This window comes from Acidaminococcus sp. AM05-11 (assembly GCF_003472805.1).
Classification (GTDB): domain Bacteria; phylum Bacillota; class Negativicutes; order Acidaminococcales; family Acidaminococcaceae; genus Acidaminococcus; species Acidaminococcus hominis.
This window is the reverse complement of the sequence record NZ_QRMX01000004.1, coordinates 153,425-172,061: the sequence shown is the minus strand read 5'-3', so window position 1 is coordinate 172,061 and position 18,637 is coordinate 153,425. Positions and strand designations below refer to the sequence as shown.

The 18,637-nt window shown below is 53.3% G+C and carries 13 protein-coding genes; 7 read left to right on the top strand and 6 right to left on the bottom strand.

All coding sequences use genetic code 11. The annotated features are described in order from the left end of the window. Positions 1 to 1,161: 1,161 nt before the first annotated feature. Positions 1,162 to 1,314 (top strand): hypothetical protein, encoded by a 153-nt coding sequence (locus DW089_RS11325; protein ID WP_158572323.1) that lies wholly within the window; start codon positions 1,162 to 1,164, stop codon positions 1,312 to 1,314. Between the two features lie 196 nt (positions 1,315 to 1,510). Here the strand turns inward: DW089_RS11325 and DW089_RS03960 are convergent, their stop codons facing one another. After that, on the bottom strand, positions 1,511 to 2,494 hold the full coding sequence (locus DW089_RS03960) for a LysR family transcriptional regulator (RefSeq protein ID WP_118286820.1): 984 nt from the start codon (positions 2,492 to 2,494) through the stop codon (positions 1,511 to 1,513). Between the two features lie 212 nt (positions 2,495 to 2,706). On the opposite strand from DW089_RS03960, the gene DW089_RS03955 reads away from it, so the two are divergent. The 5 genes from DW089_RS03955 (at position 2,707) to DW089_RS03935 (ending at position 8,272) form a co-directional block, all read left to right on the top strand. Beyond that, positions 2,707 to 3,408 (top strand): RraA family protein, encoded by a 702-nt coding sequence (locus tag DW089_RS03955; protein WP_105326539.1) that lies wholly within the window; start codon positions 2,707 to 2,709, stop codon positions 3,406 to 3,408. A gap of 17 nt (positions 3,409 to 3,425) precedes the next feature. After that, the gene (locus tag DW089_RS03950; RefSeq protein ID WP_118286819.1) at positions 3,426 to 4,454 is read left to right on the top strand and encodes a hydroxyacid dehydrogenase; all 1,029 of its coding nucleotides are present in this window, start codon (positions 3,426 to 3,428) and stop codon (positions 4,452 to 4,454) included. A gap of 254 nt (positions 4,455 to 4,708) precedes the next feature. Next, positions 4,709 to 5,983, top strand: a complete 1,275-nt coding sequence (locus DW089_RS03945; RefSeq protein ID WP_105326541.1) for an SLC13 family permease — start codon at positions 4,709 to 4,711, stop codon at positions 5,981 to 5,983. Between the two features lie 12 nt (positions 5,984 to 5,995). Beyond that, positions 5,996 to 7,135: an amidohydrolase family protein gene (locus DW089_RS03940; protein ID WP_105326542.1), complete on the top strand. Its 1,140-nt coding sequence runs from the start codon at positions 5,996 to 5,998 to the stop codon at positions 7,133 to 7,135. Positions 7,136 to 7,384: 249 nt separating this feature from the next. Next, the gene (locus DW089_RS03935) at positions 7,385 to 8,272 is read left to right on the top strand and encodes a DUF1932 domain-containing protein (RefSeq protein ID WP_105326543.1); all 888 of its coding nucleotides are present in this window, start codon (positions 7,385 to 7,387) and stop codon (positions 8,270 to 8,272) included. 80 nt (positions 8,273 to 8,352) lie between these two features. Here the strand turns inward: DW089_RS03935 and rpoN are convergent, their stop codons facing one another. The 3 genes from rpoN to DW089_RS03920 all read right to left on the bottom strand — a co-directional run bounded on the left by rpoN (position 8,353) and on the right by DW089_RS03920 (position 12,104). Beyond that, positions 8,353 to 9,672, bottom strand: a complete 1,320-nt coding sequence (rpoN, locus tag DW089_RS03930) for an RNA polymerase factor sigma-54 (protein WP_105326544.1) — start codon at positions 9,670 to 9,672, stop codon at positions 8,353 to 8,355. Between the two features lie 107 nt (positions 9,673 to 9,779). Then, entirely contained in the window at positions 9,780 to 11,171 is a 1,392-nt protein-coding gene (locus DW089_RS03925) for an MATE family efflux transporter (RefSeq protein ID WP_231086110.1), read from the bottom strand. A gap of 9 nt (positions 11,172 to 11,180) precedes the next feature. Next, the gene (locus tag DW089_RS03920; RefSeq protein ID WP_233547546.1) at positions 11,181 to 12,104 is read right to left on the bottom strand and encodes a tetratricopeptide repeat protein; all 924 of its coding nucleotides are present in this window, start codon (positions 12,102 to 12,104) and stop codon (positions 11,181 to 11,183) included. Between the two features lie 240 nt (positions 12,105 to 12,344). Between DW089_RS03920 and DW089_RS03915 the strand changes: the two genes are divergently transcribed. Further along, positions 12,345 to 13,529: an iron-containing alcohol dehydrogenase gene (locus DW089_RS03915; RefSeq protein WP_105326545.1), complete on the top strand. Its 1,185-nt coding sequence runs from the start codon at positions 12,345 to 12,347 to the stop codon at positions 13,527 to 13,529. Positions 13,530 to 14,520: 991 nt separating this feature from the next. On the opposite strand, the gene DW089_RS03910 is transcribed toward DW089_RS03915, so the two are convergent. Further along, positions 14,521 to 16,164, bottom strand: a complete 1,644-nt coding sequence (locus tag DW089_RS03910; protein WP_105326546.1) for a BCCT family transporter — start codon at positions 16,162 to 16,164, stop codon at positions 14,521 to 14,523. Positions 16,165 to 16,758: 594 nt separating this feature from the next. Next, positions 16,759 to 18,393, bottom strand: a complete 1,635-nt coding sequence (locus tag DW089_RS03905) for a BCCT family transporter (protein WP_105326547.1) — start codon at positions 18,391 to 18,393, stop codon at positions 16,759 to 16,761. Positions 18,394 to 18,637 lie beyond the last annotated feature (244 nt).

Sequence of the window (18,637 nt, the reverse complement as noted above, 5' to 3'; positions counted from 1 at the left end):
CTTGGTTCGGAAAGCCGGCTCTCCGGTTTCCCTTCATTTTGCCTGCCGTTTTGGGCAGCCCGCGGCTGCACCGCCAAAACGGAAACTGCTGTGTAACGGTCCCCCTTTCTATTTCACCCGCGATGGAATGAAATGTAAATTAGTAATTTTCAGTCTTTGCATTTTTGGCAATTGTATGATAACTTGAGACTATAACAAAGTAAAACATAGATATTTTGGGTGTGCTACAAATAAAATTTGTGAAAGGGTAGTGCGGTCTGCGGGGTGTAGTGTGGTTCGGCCCTCCGGGCATCCTGGATTTGAAACCCATCCCGGCTACGTTTTATTCTTGGGGCGTAGCCACCCTTCTTCTTCTCCTGTTCGCTACGCAGCGAACAGGTAAGTGGAAGGCAGCGGCCGATGGCCGCGAAATGCTGAGTATTAAACTTTCTCCGTCAGTCACGCAGTGACTGACACCTCTTTCACGCTTGAAAGAGGCTTCCAGGCCACCACTGGTCAAGTGACAAAGAAAGGTAGTATTAGTATTTACATACCGTGATTTCATCTCAAAACCCGTTTAACACACGACCAGTATGGGCCTAAGACCGGCCCATCCAAAGCGTTGCGCTCACATCCAAGAGCAAATCCGTTAGTCAAAAGGCTCTTGGCTAATGTGAGCCATGTGATAGCAGCCTGTGAATCAAGCTCTCTGAGCGAAGATGAACAGCTAGCTGCGAACCACTGAGGGGCTGTCAGCCCGTAGGGATGACTGAGGAAGTTCATCCATGTTTTGCGGCCTCCGGCTGCCTGTCTTCTCCGTTTCAGCTGTGGAGCAGCTGAAATGGGGAAGATGCGCCTATCATAAGAATTCCAAAGGCGCAGATGGGGCGTGTTCAAGAGAAGGTGGGGCGCACAGCGCCTCGGATGGGGGCAGCAGGGCCTAATTATAAGCACAAGCCTATCGAGAGAAACGAATCAGAAATACATTCAGCTTTCTGCCTCGTTGCTTGCGGTGAAAAATCCTACGTCAAATTTTCTCAAATTCCGTTAAACTGTTTACAATTATAAAAGTGAGCAACCGCTTTTTTGTGAAGGAAATGTGAAGTACTAGTCACGAACGCAAAAATGAGTATAATAAAGATAGTTCGATATTAACCGAACAAAAAAAGGAGGATGAAGCTTATGGAAATGGATAAGAAAATGGTCTCTAGTGCCGCCAAAGAAGGTTTTGATTTTGAAGGTTTGCTGCTGGATTTATTCGTTTCTAAGGCATTCTCTAGCAAAGTTCCCAGTATGCTGGACTGGGATCCGATGGCGTATTTCGATTTCGAATAAGCCATTTTATTTCCCGAATATTAAAGTACTTTTTCGCAAACAATTTTCAGAAGTAACCCGGTCAGTTTTTGTTTGACCATGGTTTCTGCCTATTGCGTACTATCTACCTCCATATAGCTCCTTTTCTAGGGAAAAACAACCAAGGGCCGGGGCCTGTACTTCACGTACAGGCCCCGGCCCTTTGGCGTATAGGCGTTTATTCCACGCCCGGTTCCGGTTTATGGACGTAACTGGGGTCCATGGTTTCCACATTCTTAAAATAGTTTTCCAGCAGTTCAATGAAGTACTTCAAATACCGGGCGTGGTACCGATTCTTGAAGTAGGCCAGGTACAGGTTGTGGTACACGGGCTTTTCCTTGTACAGTAAAGGAAAGATGTTCACGTCGGAGGCCAGCTGCTTTTTGGTCTTATTGAGGGGCATGGTGGTACTGAAGGTGGCGGCCAGTGCCTTGGACGAAATGGTTTCGCTCATGCGCAGGTGGTCCGTGCGGATATACACCTGGGGTGCGCAGCCTGCTTCCTCAAAGCAGTTGGTCAAGATGGTGCCCATCCGGTTGGGGGGTGTCAGCATCAAAAAGGGCAGCTTGGCAAAGTCTTTCAAATGGGCTCCGTGCCGGGAGCGTTCCTTGATAATTTCCGTTTCCGCCCCATAGTATTTTTTCAGCAGCCGGTCGGATACCAGCAGATAAATTTGGTTGGCCAGCAGCAGGGTGCTGCTGAGGCCGGGAATATTTTCGTTACGTACGGAGAGGATTACGTCCAGATTCCCTTCCAAAAGCTGGGACTGGAGATGATCCGAGGTATCGTCCGTCAGGTCCATGGACACATGGGGGTAGCGCCTGGTAAGGTCCGGCAGCACCGCCGGCAGGGCAATATTGTAGCGGATGAAGCTGGCCCCAAAGCGAATGGTGCCCCGGGCTTCTTCGGCAATATCCGACAGCACTTCCTTGAATTCCTGCTCCTGGTTCAGCACCTTGTCGGCAAATTGCAGCAGGGAAAAACCGGCGGTGGTCAGGGTCAGCCGGGGTTTCCGGTAGAACAGCGGGATACCGCACCACTTTTCCAGCCGGGCAATGTGGTTGCTCAGGGTCTGCTGGGACAGGAACAGCCGTTTGGCTGTCTGGGTCATGTTCAGGTTCCGGATCAGTTCTTTAAAGTAGTATAAGCTTTCCAGATCCATAGGGTCCTCCTTGATGCCAAGTTCCGGTGCTCCTTGGGCCAGGCGCCCCGGTAAATTCTCTTAGCCACAAAATTATTTTGTTCCTCCTCCAAATTATAACTGTTTTACTTTGTGGTTGTCAAAAGGTATTATACGGTTGCAAGCAATAAAACAGAAAATTACGAATTGCCATTTGATTGCAAACCGTTATGTATTTCAAGGAGGAATTGTAAATGTCTATTGGAAATCGCGTATTCCTGCAAAAACCGGAAGTTGCTCAAGAACTGCTGGATGCTTTCAAAACCATCCCTGCTGCCAACATCTCCGACACCATGGGTCGTCTGGTTGGTATGCATCCCCGCATCAAACTGCAAAGCAGCCCCAAGGATCCCATCAACGTAGGCCGGGCTCTCACCATCAAAACCCGTTCCGGGGACAACCTGATGCTGCACAAGGCTCTGAACATGGCCAAACCCGGTGATGTACTGATCGTTTCCAACGATGGCGGCGAAGAATACCGTTCCCTGATTGGCGAAATCATGTTCACCTACGGCGGTTCCAAGAACATCGGCGGCATCATCATCGATGGTCCTATCCGGGATATCGACGCCGTCCGCAAAATGACCTATCCTATCTACGCTACCGGCACCAACCCTGGCGGCCCCTACAAAGAAGGCCCCGGCGAAATCAACGTTCCTATCTCCTGCGGCGGCATCAGCATTAACCCCGGCGACATCATCGTCATGGACGAAGACGGCGTTATCGTGATTCCTTGGCAGGAAGGCGAAACTGTACTGGAAGCTGCCAAAGCTTTCCAAGCTCAGGACGAAGCCAAACTGGTGGCTGCCCAAACCGGCAACTCCAAGAGAGAATGGGTTGACAAGCGCCTGGCTGACAAAGGCGTAGAAATCATCGACGGAATGTACAAAGGTTAATAAAGGAGCTAACGAACATGCCTTGGAAAATTTTACTGCCTCAAGAAATTATGTCTGAAGGCCGCAAACTGCTGGAAGATGCTGGCCATACCCTGATTGCCAGCCGCGGCTTTGAAACTGCCGATGTACTGGCAGATATGAAAGAATACCAACCGGATGCCATGATTGTCCGGATTACCCCGATTACCCGGGAAGTTATCGAATCCAACCCCAACCTGAAGGTTATTGTCCGTCACGGTGCCGGCTTCGACGCCCTGGACGTAAAGGCCTGCCACGACAATGGCGTACAAGCCCTGTATGCTCCGGTGGCCAACTCCACTTCCGTAGCCGAAACCGCTATGCTGCTGATTCTGGAATGCAGCCGCAACGTAACCGTGCTGCACAAGACCTGGGTCAACGACTACTACAAAGCAAAATTGAAGGTGCGCAAGAATACCATTAACGGCAAGACCCTGGGCATCATCGGCTGCGGCAACATCGGCAGTCGCCTGGCCAAACGGGCTTTGGGCATGGAAATGAACGTACTGGCTTACGATCCCTACAAACCGGCTGCTGACTTCCCCGATGGGGTTGAAGTGGTACGGGACCTGGACCGGATCTTCAAAGAAAGCGACTACGTATCCATCCATATCCCCAATACCCCGGTTACCCATCACATTGTGAATGCCGAAACCTTGGCTATGATGAAACCCACCGCTTTCCTGATCAACACTGCCCGGGGCGGCTGCGTGGATGAAGATGCCCTGTACGAAGCCTGCAAGAACGGCACCATTGCCGGCGCTGGCCTAGATGCCCTGAAGAAGGAACCGGTGGATCCTAACCTGCCGCTCCTGACCCTGGACAACGTCATCATGTACCCGCATATCGGCGGCAACACCCAGGAAGCTGCCCACCGTGCCAGCTACTTCTCCGCCATGGGCGTGCAGGAAGTATACGAAGGCAAGGAACCTACCTGGCCGATCCACGATATCGATTATGAAACAGCCAAAACCTATACCGACACCAAGAAACCCAATACCAAACCGGCCGGTATGTTTGACTTCTAATTACTCAGCTTTTGCTTGTTATAGATTATGGATTGTTTACTCTTGAGAAGCCTTTCCTGTAGACACGAATTGCAAAAGGTCCCCTCCTTTTAATTCAGGCCCTCAAGGGTGAACAGGACATAATCAGCCCCTCCTTTACAGGCGAACCTCAGGGCGCAGAGCAGTCCTCTGCGCTCTTTTTTTAAGGCTGTTATATTGAAATTTCTATTTATTTTTACATTTCTCACAAACTTTTGGATTTAAGGAGGAATATCATGTTCACCCCTGCTACTATTGCCATTATCATTCTGGTACTGGCCGTCATCTCCTTCCTGATGGAAAAGATTCCGGTCAACCTGACCATTATGCTGTCCATGATTGCCCTGGTGCTCACCCGTCTGGTCACCCCCAAAGAAGCCATTGCCGGCTTTGCCAGTACCACCATCCTGATGCTGATTGGCGTGGTCATCGTAGGGTCCGCCCTGTTTGAAACCGGGGTCTGCGACAAGATTGCCCACACGGTCACCAAGTATGCCAAAACGGAACGGCAGCTCATCATGGCCATTCTGCTGCTTTCCAGCATTCTTTCTTCCGCCGTTTCCAACTCCGGCACCGTTGCCGTGTTCATCCCCATTATCATGGGTATCTGCGCCCGGACCGGGTTCAGCCATTCCAAGCTGTTAATGTGTGCCTTCCTAGGCTCCATGTGCGGCGGCCGTCTGACCCTGGTGGGCGATGCGGCCATCAACGTGCTCATCGGCAACCAAATTCTGGAACTGGGCTACCCGTTCGGTTTCTTTGAAATCGGCAAAATCGGCCTGCCCCTGACCATCATCATGATGGTATATATGTACTTTATCGGCTACCGCTTCCTGCCGGACATCAAAATGAAGGGCTTCGATGATGCCCTGTTCTCCTCCCACAAGGAAATCAAACAAGTTTCCAAGTTTAAACAAAATGCTTCCATCATCATTATGCTCCTGGTATTTATCGGTATGATTTTTGAAAAACAGACCGGTATTCCTTCCTACATGGTAGCCATTATCGGCGCTGTAGCTGATGTGTGCTGCGGAATTTTCACCGAAAAGCAGGCCTACCAGCTGGTCAGCATTCAGACCGTTATCCTGTTAGGCGGTATGGTGCCCCTGGCCACGGCCCTGAAAAAGACCGGCGCTGCCCAGCAGATTGCCAACCTGCTGATCACCCTGATCGGCGGCTCCACCAATGTGTACTTCATTACCGTAGTCATCTTCCTGCTCACCATGGTGATGACCCAGTTCATGTCCAACGTAGTAACCGTAACCCTCCTGATGCCCATTGTTATTGCTGTGGCCCGGTCCATTGGGGTTATCCCCTCTGCCCTGGTTATGGTGCTGGGTATCGCTTCCACCATGTCTATCCTGACGCCAATTGCCTGCCCGCCGGCCAACCTGATCTACTCCTACGGTGGCTACAAGTTCTCGGATTATCTCAAGAGCAACATCGGCCTGGCCCTGGTATTTATGGTCACTTGTATCGTGGTTATCCCCATGATTTGGCCGTTCTATTAAGGAGATGCGCCTATGTTTGATGTAAGTATCAAAAACGCCCGGCTGCTGGATACGGAAACCGGGCGGGAAAGCCGGGGCACCGTTCTGGTGAACCGGGATAAAATTGTGGAAGTCCTGCCGGAAGAAGCCGCCGTACCGGCGGCCCGGAAGGTGCTGGACGCCCAGGGGAACTACGTGTTTCCGGGCTTTGTGGACTACCATGTACACCTGTTCCGCCACGGCAGCGGCTTTGGCCTGGACGCCAACCGGCTGGCAGAAGCCGGCGTCACCACGGCCTGCGACATGGGCACGGCGGGCTACGCCAACTACGCCGCCCTCCACGCCTGTGACCTAGTGGGCAAAAAGCTCCGGCTCCACAGCTACCTGAACATTTCTCCTGTAGGCCAGCCAGGCCGGGGCATCAACGAACCCCTGGACGACAAGGTCCTGGACCTGGGGAAAATGGAAGCCCTGCTGGATGCCTATCCTGGGGAAATCCGGGGCCTGAAGGTCCGGATCAGCCAAAACATCGTGGGGGACCTGAGGCTGCGGCCGCTCCAAAAAGCCGTAGAAATGGGCGAAGCCCTGGGGCTGCCCGTCTGCGTCCACACCACCAATCCTCCGGAAAGCATGGGGAAAGTGGCTAGCCTGCTGCGGCCTGGGGATATCTTCAGCCATGTGTACCATGGTTCCGGCCGGACCCTTCTAGGGGAAAACGGCCACGTGGAACCGGAAATCCTGGAAGCTCGGCAGCGGGGCGTCCTGTTTGACGTAGGCAACGGCCGGGTGAACTTCAATTTCCCGGCAGCAGAAGGCGCCTTTAAGGACGGCTTCTACCCGGACATCATCAGCAGCGACTCCACCATTACCACCTTCCATAAGGAACCAGCCATGTGGGACCTGCCCCGGTGCATGTCCAAACTGCTCAATATGGGCATGAGCCTTTCCCAGGTGCTCACCAGCGTCACCACCACCCCGGCCAAGGTCCTGGGGCTGGAGGATACCATCGGCAAGGTGGCCCCGGGCTACTGCGCTGACCTGGTGCTGTGCAAGCTCCAGGAAGGGCCTGTAACCTTCGCCGATTCTGCTGGCAACGAACGCACCGGCACCCAGCAGCTGCTCCCCTACACCACCCTCCGGGCAGGCCGGGTCATCTGGCAGCAGGAACAATAATTCCTTTCGTTAATTTCATTAGTTTCACTCCTTTGCATAGAAGAAAAAACTCCGGCAGTCCTATCCCCCCCGATAGGCCTGCTGGAGTTTTTTATGCAGGAAAGGGAAACCATTAATGACAAATTATTTTTGTTGCCAGTTCAATTTATAACTGTTTCCCTTTGTTCTTTATATACGGTAGAATAAAGTTAACGAAGATACTGAAAATTACGAATAACGACTTTATTCCATTTATAAGGAGGCAAAACGATGAACGTAGGATTTATTGGCTTTGGTGAAGCAGCATACAACATTGCGTTAGGGCTGTATGGGGAAGGGCTCCACGGGATCAAGGCCCATGACGCTCTGCAGAATGACCCAATGATGGGCAAGTTGGTGCACAAGCGTGCAGAAGAAGCCCATGTAGAACTGGTGGACAGCTCCACGGCCATTGCCCAATGGGCGGACGTGATTTTTGCAGCGGTGCCTTCTTCCTTTACTCTGGGGGTTTGCGAAGAAATCAAAGGAGTTCTGAAACCTGGCCAGCATTATGTGGACGTATCCGCTTCCACCCCGGCCATCAAAAAGACCATCTGGGAAGAAATCAAAGCCACCGGCGTTCTCTTTACCGATGCCGCCATGCTGGGTTCCCTGCCTAAAAAGAAACACCAGGTGCCCATTACGGCCAGTGGCAACGGGGCTGCTGCCTTCAAGGAAACCATGGCCCCCTACCATATGGACATTACCCTGGCAGGGGAAGTGGCCGGTTCCGCTTCTGCCATCAAACTGGTGCGCTCCATCTTCATGAAGGGCATTGCCAGCCTGATGATTGAAATGCTGGAAGGGGCCCATGCCTACGGGGTAGCGGACGAAGTGGTGGCCTCCATTGGCAAGTCCATGGACGGCACTTCTTTCGAATCCCACCTGAACCGGCTGGTGACCGGCACCGGCGTCCATGCCAAACGGCGGGCCGCCGAACTGAAGGGCTCCATTGCCCTGCTGGAAGATGCGGGCATTGTTCCCCGGATGACGGAAGCTTCCAAGGCCGTGCACGAATCCCTGGTGGACTTCAACTTTGCGGAAATGTTCATCGACAAGGCTCCCACCCAATGGGAACAAATCATTGATCCCGTTCTGGAAAACCTGCAAAAGAAATAACTATCCCCTCCTGAAAAATAGAATAGAAATAGGCTGTGAGTCCTGCCAGCGCAGGGTTCACAGCCTGTTTTTATCCTGTCTTATTCCCATTTTTTCCGTGCAGACTTATCGCCAATTCCCATTTTTGTCCGGTACTTGTTCACCGTCCGCCGGGCGGCCTTGATGCCCTGCTCTTCCAGTTTTTGGCAGATGCCCTGATCGCTAAGGGGATGTTTCTTGTCTTCGGCGTCAATGATGGACCGAATCAGGTGCTCGAACTTCTCATCGGTGATGACCTGCTGGGTTTCCGTAGTCCCTGCATTCACCAAGAAGGAGTCCGCCGGAAAGGAGCCCCATTTGCAGGCAATGTACTTGTGGCTCAGAGCCCGGCTGATGGTGGAAATGCTCATGCCCGTTTCTTCTGCCAGGTCCGCCAGCTTCAGCGGCTGCCGGTGTCCTGGGCCTTCCCGGAAAAAGGGTTCCTGGTGGGTCACCAGGGCGTGGAACACCAGTACCAGGGTATGGTGCCGCTCGGCCAGGAGCTGCTGGAGCTGCCGGGCCTTGCCCAGCTGCTCTTTCAGGTAGTCCTTTACCTGGTTATTTGTAGTAGTTTTAGACAGCTGGACGTATTCCTGGTTCAGGGTGAACTTGCCGCCCCAATTGTCGTAAACCGTGAGTTTCAGGCCCTTCTCCGTAGCTTCCACAAAGGCGTCTTCCCGCTGGTACAGCACGGGACTGCCCGAGGCAAAGCCGGCGCCGGGCTTAGGGTTCAGCTTCAGAATCTGGTCCCGGGCGGCCAGGATTTTCTGCTTGGTGGTATGGAACTGGCTGGCCAGGGCCGGAATCTGATTGCCGGCCAGCTGCTCCAGGCCTTCCTTGACAATGCGTTTGGCCAGGCAGGTATCCCCATCCTGCTGGCAAAGCTGGAGCAAAAGACATTCCTGGAAATTCTGGGCCCCCACCCCGGCAGGCTCCAGGCTTTGGATTTTTTCCAGGGCCTGCCACACCTGGTCTTCGGTAACCCCGAAGGCCTTGGCCGTATCCAGGGAATTTTCCGTCCAATAGCCCCGGGCATCCAGGGTTCCGGCAATGTACCGGGTCAGCCGCCGCTGGGTTTCGTCCAGCTTTTGGCAGCCCAATTGGACTTCCAAATATTGCTGCAGGGTATAGTCCTGCTTTTTGGCGTTTTCCACCGGGTCGGGCATATCCTCATTCTCGTCCGTGTCCCCCTGATAGGCAGGACGGTAGGACCGGGCTTCTTCCTCGGTCCAGGGAAAGTCCAGCACCGGATTGGCTTCTACAGCCTGGGCAACAAAATTGGTCAAATCCATACTGCTCAGCTGCAAGAGATGCATCTGCTGCACCAGGTGGACATTCAGCTGCTGTTTTAAGGTATGCTGCAACGTTATCTTGCCGTTCACCGCGCTCCCCCCTCTGAAAGTTCTTCGGATGGCGGCTCCCCACCGCCAAAACGGGCAAAACAGGAATCTGCCTGAGCGGCAGACTCCGCAAACAATGCATACTAGGTTCAGCCGTTTTCTGCGGCTAATTTCTTTACTTGGTTGTTATGCCGGGAGGCATAATGACGGTACACATAGACCCAGTAGAACGACAGGGCTATGAGAATCAGGACCCAGGAAATGGGATAGGACAGGTACACCATTTCTACAGGGACTGCCGGGGCCTTGATATACCAAATCCATACCAGCCGAAACAGGCAGGTGCCCAGCAGGTTGATGAGCATGGGGCCCATGGTGATGCCAAAGCCCCGGATGCTGCCCACCAATACGTCGGCACAGCCAAAGATGACGTACAGGGCGCCCACCCAGTGGAGGCGCACGGTGCCGGCGGCAATGACCTGGGGATTGCCGTTAAACAGTTCCATCAGCTGGGGGCTCCACAACAGCATGCAGAGGCCCTCAAACAGCCCCAGGAAGAAGGCCAGAGTCAGGCAGGTGGCTGCCACTTTCTTCACCCGGGCCCATTTTCCCGCCCCCAGGTTCTGGCTGATAAAGGTCATGGACGCCTGGTGGAAGGAATTGATGGCAATGTACAGGAAATTTTCGATATTGGCGGCGGCGCTGTTGGCAGCCACGATGATGCTGCCGTAGGCGTTGATGGCGCCCTGAATGGCTACGTTGGACAGGCTGAACAGGCAGGCCTGGATGCCGGCGGGAATGCCGATCCGGCAGATTTCATACAGGCTTTGCCGGTGTACAAAGAAGCATTTCCAGTGGTAACGCCAGGCACCCTTTTCCCGGGACAGGCAGCGCAGCACCAAAAAGGCGCTGAGCAGCTGGCTGATTACGGTGGCCACCCCTACCCCGGCCACGTCCCAGCCCAGCCCGATAACGAAGTACAGGTTCAGCACCACGTTGGTCAGACCGCTGATCAGGAGGAAAATAAGGGGCCGGCGGGTATCCCCAATGGCCCGCAGCACTGCGGTACCATAATTATACAGCATCACAAAGACGGAACCCAGGAAATAAATCCGCAGGTACAGCACCGTCTTGGCAAAAATATCCGCCGGGGTGGATACCAGCCGGAGGATCCAGGGGGTCAGAACAAAGCCCAGGGCCCCCAGCACCACGCCGCCTACGGCGCCTACGGTAATGGCCGTGTGCAGGGTCAGGAAAATATCCTTCTGCCGGTTGCCGGCCCCTACAAAGTTGGCAATGAGCACGTTGATGCCCACGCCCAGACCGATGAGCAGGTTGGTAAACAGATAAATGATGGACGAGGTGCTCCCTACGGCGGCCAGGCTGTCGTACCCGGCAAACTGCCCTACCACCACCACATCTGCTGCGTTAAACAGCATCTGCAATAGATTGGTTACCATTAACGGCAGACTAAAGCGCAGGATTTTCCCTACCAAGGGTCCCTGGGTCATATCCATGGTCTGTTTGGACAACTTACTCACTCCTTTTATTCAGCTGGTTTTGGCAATCATGCGGCTAAGCTGGCGCAGCTCATCCTGGACGGCCCGAACCCGTTCATTTTGCGACCCATATAGTTTAGCACAAATTGTCTCCGCTTCCCAAAGAGCTTGGTAAGCTTTTTGTAAATTTCCCATGCCCCGCAGGGCCCAGGCCTGATGCTGGCGATTCACTGCGTATTCATGGTTCTTGCCGTAGAACCGGGCAATGTACTCGGCGGCCTGTTCGTAGACCTGGGCCGCCCGTTCATACTGGTGGGTTTCGTACAAAAGCCCCCCTAAGCCGTTCAGGGCCTCTGCATAGTGGGAAATCTCCTCCCCGCTGTGGGCCTGGAATTCGGCCAGGGCCTTGTCAATGCAAGCCTGGGTCTTTTCCGGCTGGCCGGCCTTCCGGTACAGCAAGGCCAGGTTGTGGTACCCGGGCCCCAGTTCCTCCACCCGACCGGACAGTCGCAGATACTGGAGGCATTTTTCCAGGTATTCAGCCGCCTGCTCCCATTCCCCCAGTTCCTGCTCCGTCTGGGAAAGATTCCCGTAAATGCTGGCGCAGGCTGAGGTATTGGTCTGCCGCTGGGCCTGGTAAATGGCTAAGGCATCCTGGAACAGCCGGATGGCATACTTTTTATTCCCGGCCAGGCGATGGGTCCCTGCCAGGTTGTTCAGAAGCGCTGCATACTCCGGACCGTTTTTGCCAAAGCGGCTGCCGATGCACTGTCCCACCTGCGCAAAAACTTCAATGGATTTGTCGTATTGTCCCAGGCTGCGATAGAACAAACCCAGCTCATGGGAAACCTCCAGCCATACCCCCTGATTCTCCTGCTCCCTAGCCTTTTGCTGCCAGTCCAGGAGAAAGGCTTCCCACTCCTTGGGGGAACTTTGCCGGATGGCGCGGGTTCTCTGCTGGTAATATTCTTTCATTAGGTTGTCCATAACTCGCCGCCCCTTTCTGTCTTCCTTATTGTAGCTTTTTTGCGTTTTTTGCACTTTGCTTTCTTCCTCCGTTCCTGTGCCTATTCTCATCTTTTTGGCCGTTCAGAAAGCGAGAATCGGCAAAAAAACAGCGAGGACTTGCACATACTTACAGGGGGTATCCCGCTATAATAAAGGCATAGTCAACAAGCCACGGAAATTGTGGAAAAAAACAGGAGGGTATTACAGATGGATAACTTTACTTTTTACAGCCCCACGTATTTTGTATTCGGCAAGGGCACCGAAAATGAAACCGGCGAATATGTAAAGAAGTACAATGGCCATAAGGTTTTGATCCATTACGGCGGCGGCAGCGCAGTGCGTTCCGGCCTGCTGGATCGGGTAAAAAAGTCTTTGGACGCTCAGGGGATCGGACATGTTGAACTGGGCGGCGTAAAGGCCAGCCCCCACACCGACCTGATTTACAAAGGCATTGAACTGGCCAAAAAAGAAGGCGTAGACTTCATCTTGGCTGTAGGCGGCGGCTCCGTTATGGACTCTGCCAAAGGCATTGCCCTGGGTGTTGTATATGACGGCGACTTCTGGGATTTCTACTGCGGCAAGAAGGGCCCGGTTACGGAAGCTCTGCCGGTTGGCTGCGTAGTAACCATCGCTGCTTCCGGTTCTGAAGGCTCTACGGACTCCGTAGTAACCATGGATACCGAAGACGGCCACCATTACAAACGCTGCGCTGACGGCGACATCCTGCGTCCGCTGTTTGCCATTATGAACCCTGAACTGATGATGACCCTGCCTCCGTACCAAACGGCCAGCGGCATCTCCGATATTATGGCCCACTGCATGGAACGGTACTTCTCCCACACCAAAGAGAATGAACTCACCGACCGTCTGCTGGAAGCTGTTATGCTGACCATGATCAAAGAAGCCCGCCGGGTTATGAAAGATCCCATGAACTACGATGCCCGTGCCAACATTATGTGGGCTGCCATGGTTGCCCAGAACAACTCCACCGGTGTAGGCCGCGCCCAAGACTGGGGCACCCACCATATGGACAACGAAATCGGCATCCTCTACGGAGCTTCCCACGGCGCCGGCCTGGCCCTGCTGTTCCCCTACTGGATGCAATATGCCATGAAGACCCAGGGACCCACCCTGTTTGCCAAATATGCAACCCGGGTATGGGGCTGCCAGATGGACTTCGAACATCCTGAAATCACCGCTATGGAAGGCATCAAAGCATTCCAAGACTTCGTGAAGGAAATGGGCATGCCTACCCATATCAGCGAACTGGGCGGCAAGGAAGAAGACATTCCTAAGATGGTGGAAAGCATGTTCCACGGTGCTCCCAACCACGGCAACTTCGTGAAACTGACTCCGGAAATTGCCGCTGAAATCTACAAGATGGCAATGTAACGTAACGTATCACTCCTAGCAGAAACTTCATAGAAACCCTTCTAAGCAAATTGACCCGATGGGAAAGCCCCCTCTTTCCCCATCGGGCCTTTTTGCGTCCGTAGGTGCAGATATTTACGAACTATGTTGCTTTTTCAATACCCGTTCTACACATGACTCGTATAGGCCTAAGACCGGCCCCTTCAAGCGTGAAGGGGCTGTCATCCTATAGGGATGACTGAGGAAGTTTTGTAAGGTGAATTGTCAAATGCTGATGCATCTAAGTTGAATTTTTGGGAGCCCCACATGGTTGTTAGGGTTCATACCATTCGGTTCGGCTTTGATAAAACTTCTATCGTCACCTTCGGCGCCACTTCCTTCACGCTTGAAGGAAGCGTTCCTATCCACTACTGGTCATGTGATAAAAAGAGAGATTGCAATCATCCACGTACTATGATTTCTTTTCCTATACCCGTTTTGCACATGACTCGTATAGGCCTAAGACCGGCCCGGCAAAGCGTTGCGCTCACATCCAAGAGTCCGGCAAATTTGCAAAGGGACTCTTGGTTTATGTGAGCCATGTGATAGCCGTCCGTGAGCCGAACCCGCAGGGTGAAGGGGAACGGAGCACGGCGAACCACTAAGGAGCAGTCATCTCGCAGAGATGACTGAGGAAGTTTTAATGAAGAACTGCGGTTTTGATTAGACTTCTATCGTCGCCTGAATCCTGGAAAACTTCTTCCGTCAGCCTCTCGGCTGCCACCCCCTTCACGCTTGAAGGGGGCTATAAAGGAAAATGCGACACTTCCTGAGCGGTTCTCTGCTAGCCAGAGTGGTTCGCGGCTTGCTGCTCAGCGTCACCCTCCAGGTTCGCTTTGCTTGGACTGTACCCCTTATTAAGGAGTCCACAGTGATAGGGTAACCAAATAAGGGAGTTGCGTCCCGATGCACGCAAAAAGGTCCTCCCCGCCAAGCGGGAAGGACCTTTCTTTTCGTTTTACAAGGCTGCGGCTCAGGCTTTTTCCGCATCGGCTTTCTGGTAAATAACCACATCCAGGCCTTTTACGTCCACCTGTACCCGGCCGTCGGGAGCTTCCACCTGGTAGGCTTCCGGCTGGGTCGCCATCCGGTGGCTCTTGGAGGCCAGCAGTGGGGTTTCCAGTCTAAAGATGATCAGGCACAGCCACAGGGTGGGCAGGGTCATGAGCAGACCGCCAATATTCAGCAGGCCCTTTACGGCGTTCATGCCGCCGGAGACCACCAGCAGGTAGGCTACGGCAGAAATGGCCGTACCCAGGATGATTTTCATAGCCTTGGGGGGTTCGGAGTCGATTTCCTGGCCGTGCACACACAGGGTAGCCAGGGCAGCGGTGTTGGGGTCAGCCAGGGTAATGAAGGACAGGCACACGGTAATCAGGAAGACCAGCTGCACAGCTTTGCCGCCGGGCATGGTGCCCAGTACCTGGTACAGGGTGGTCTGCATGCCTTCCTGCTGGATCATGGCCCACACATCCATGGTGCCGCTGGTTTGTACGTACATGCTCTGGCCAGCGAAGATGGCGATGAACAGACAGCAGAACAGGGACGGAACCAGAATTTCCACCAGGAGGAATTCCCGGACGGTACGGCCCTTGCCCAGCCGGGCCAGGAACATGCCGATAACCGGTGCATAGATGAAGAAGGAGTTCCAGAAGGTGATGGGCCATTCGTTAGGCCATTGGTCCTGGGGAACCAGGGTGTTGTTGATCATGATCTTGCCCCAGAAGTTGTCCATAATCTGGCCCATGGCTTCGGTGCCGATCTTGCCGATGAATTCAGAGTTGCCGGTGACCACCACGTAGATCATCAGGCCGAAGAAGCAGAACATGCAGGCAGAAGATACGTAGGTCAGACCCTTGTTGATGCCGGTCAGGCAGGAAATGATGAAGAAAGCAGCTACCAGTACGGTAATCACAAAGTACATCAGGGGTCCCTGGGTAATGCCAAAGACGGCGTTCATGCCGCCGGAAATCTGCATCAGGCCGGCTGCCATGGAGTTGGATACGCCGCAGGCTACTGCATAGCCGCACAGGATGTGCAGCAGGGTGGTAATGTGCCGATGCTCCTTACCAGCGGTTTCCTTTACCATGGGTCCCATGGACAGGGATTTCTGGTAGTTGAAGCACAGCAGGGCAAAGGCGGTAGCAGGCAGGGAATAGATGAAGTACTGGACGAAGGACCAGTGGAACATGGCCTGGCTGACGGCGAAGATGGCCGCATCCCGGCTGCCCAGGGCAGCATGGATGGCCAGGGGCGGGGTCATAAATTGGAACATGGGTTCGCCCATGGCCCAGTACAGCAGGCCGCAGCCGATACCGCCGCAGATGGAGATGGACCACCACTGCCAGGTGGTGAAATCCGGTTTGGCATCAATGCCGCCAATCTTGATGTCCCCCCATTTGAAGATGATCAGTACCAGACCCAAGATAACCGTCAGCACGGACAGGAAGTTGATCCACCAGCCAAAGGTGTCCCCAATCCAATACAGCATGGTGGACATGGCAGTACCAAATTGCTTGGTGAAGAATACCCCAAGTATGATTTCTGCGGTCAGGAGAAGTCCTATGACCACCAGGACTTCTTTGTAGATTTTGCCTTTCAGGTTTGCTTCCGGCATTTTCATTTCCTCCTTATTGTATTATTCCGATTTTTTAGGCTGGGTTGGCGCCAGTCCATTACGATTTTCTATATGGCAAAAACCGTGCCTATTTGCCAAAGGCGCTGTAGGCACGGTTCACTTTCCCGAGGGGCTACAGAAAAACTCCAGTACCGGTCAAGGTCCAGAGGCAACTGTTTTATTTTGGATTACGCAAAGTGCAAAAAAATTCAAAAGATTTCTTTTGCACTTTCAGGACGATTTTGCACGCCTAACTTTAAGCATATTTTTGCTCCCCCTGCAAAGATTTTTGTCATTTCTGAATCTTCTCGTTATTTTTCAGAGCTAGAGTACAGCCCAGGTTCAGGCTGCCCACCCGTTTTTCCCAGAATTTTTTTGCACCAGAAAGCTGCCCCAGGGCCGCAAATTATTTTTCTTTCAGGTTAAATACATTTTTTCAGCTGCCCTATATTTTGCTGCCAAAGCTGCCGGTTTCCCGTCGCCATTCAGGCAAAAAAATCCCTGGTCTCCAGGAGGTCCTGAAAACCAGGGTATAGACAAACGCGGCAGCCGGAATGAACCGCGTATGTCACTGGTTAATAGGCTGAGCCGGTTTTACCAACCCATTTTGTTCAGCCACTTGTTGGTGCTGCGGGGTGCCATGGGTTCCCCGTTATCCGGATCGTTGACGCATTCGTCTTCGTAGACGTAGGAACCGTCCAGATTCCGGGGGCGTTTGGCCATGTAGCGGATAAAGCCCAGGGTCAGCCAGCCGCAGATGAAGGCCAGGGGGATACCGCAGAAGGATTTGATGGTCTTAACCCCATCAATGCCGCCCAACACAATGAAGACAGCGGCAATCACGGCGAAGGTAATGCCCCAGAACAGCTTCAGTGCAACAGGAGCTTCTTCGTTTACGGTGGTTTCCTTCATGGTCATACTGGCCAGGGTAATGGTCATGGATTCGCACTGGGTAACCACGGAAATGGTGATGATGATCAGCATGAAAATCTTGGAAACCAGGGGAATGGGCAGTACGTCAAAACTGGTCAGGGTCATGGCTTCTGCCCCATTGGCCAGGTATTGTTCATAGAAATTGACACCGTCCCACAGCTGGGAGTGGAGGATGTTGCCGCCAAATACGGCGAACCACACAATCCCGAACATGGCAGGAGCCACCCATTCAATGGCGATAAATTCCCGGATGGTACGGCCGTAGGCCACTTTTACCATGAACAGGCCTAGCAGCGGTGCATAGGCCATCCAGTCAGCCCACCAGTACATATCCCAATTCTGGGGCCACATGCCGGAATCCGCATAGGGCATGGTGTTCAGGCTCATAGCAATGAAGTTGGATACGTATTCGCCCAGGGATTCGGCAAACAGGTTGCAAATGTAGGCGGTGGGACCAAAGAACAGTACAAACAGCAGCAGGATAAAGAAGAACTGCACATTCTTGTTGGACAGCCAGGTGATGCCTTTTTGCAGACCGCTTAGCGCAGAGGCGTTGTAGAACAGGAACATGAAGAAAATAATCGCTACGTATACCGGCAGGGAAGGCGGATAACCGGCAAAGGCTTTTACAGCAGCGGACAGCTGCATAGCACCGTACCCCAGGCCGCCGGCTACAGCACCGGTCAGGGCGAAGGTGGACAGAGCATCAAACCAGTCGGCTTTCCGGCTGCCAATGACTTCCGGTCCAAAAATAGGGATCAGCAGGGAGCTGGTACGGAAAGGGGCTTTCTTGTTGAGAATTACGTAGGAAAGAATTACGCCGGTCACCACGCAGGTGGCATAGGGAGTAAAACCCCATTGGAGGAAGCAGCGGGCCATGCTCCACAGCACGGCTTGGTTGCTGCCAGGAATCAGGCCCAGGGACTTGGGCGGTTCCATGGCCAGCATCAAAGGTTCAGCCGAGCCCCAGAACACCACGCCGGCGCCAATGCCGGTGCACAGGGAAATCCCGAACCATTGCATATAGGTGAACTTGGGTTTGGCATTGGGACCGCCCAGCCGGATGGAACCAATGGGGGTCAGCATGCAGACCACGCAGAAAATGACCATGAAAAAGCACAGCAGACTCAGGAACCAGCCAAAGTCCCACATGGCATTATGCATGACCAGGTTGTTCAGCACGTTGTAGAAACCCTTGGCATCCACCACGATGGCTATCAGCATCAGGGCGAACAGCACCACTGTCACAGACATGACGATGGGGCGCAGCTCGTACTTCTTTCTCTCTTTACTCATCTCAAAAACCCCTTTCCTTACGATCTAAGATAATAACAGGAAACCTGTTTCCTCCGGTGCTGCCCCTGCACGTTCTTCCATACCCTGGGCGGCTCCGGCGCGGCAAATTCCTCCTTTCTGTTCAGTCCGTTTTTCCTCTAATGCAAATATTCCGATTTTTCAGGACCAGTGACAACCAGTCCTCCTACGCTTTACTATCTTGCAAGAAACGTGCCTGTTTGAAAAAAGTTTGTAACTCATTAGA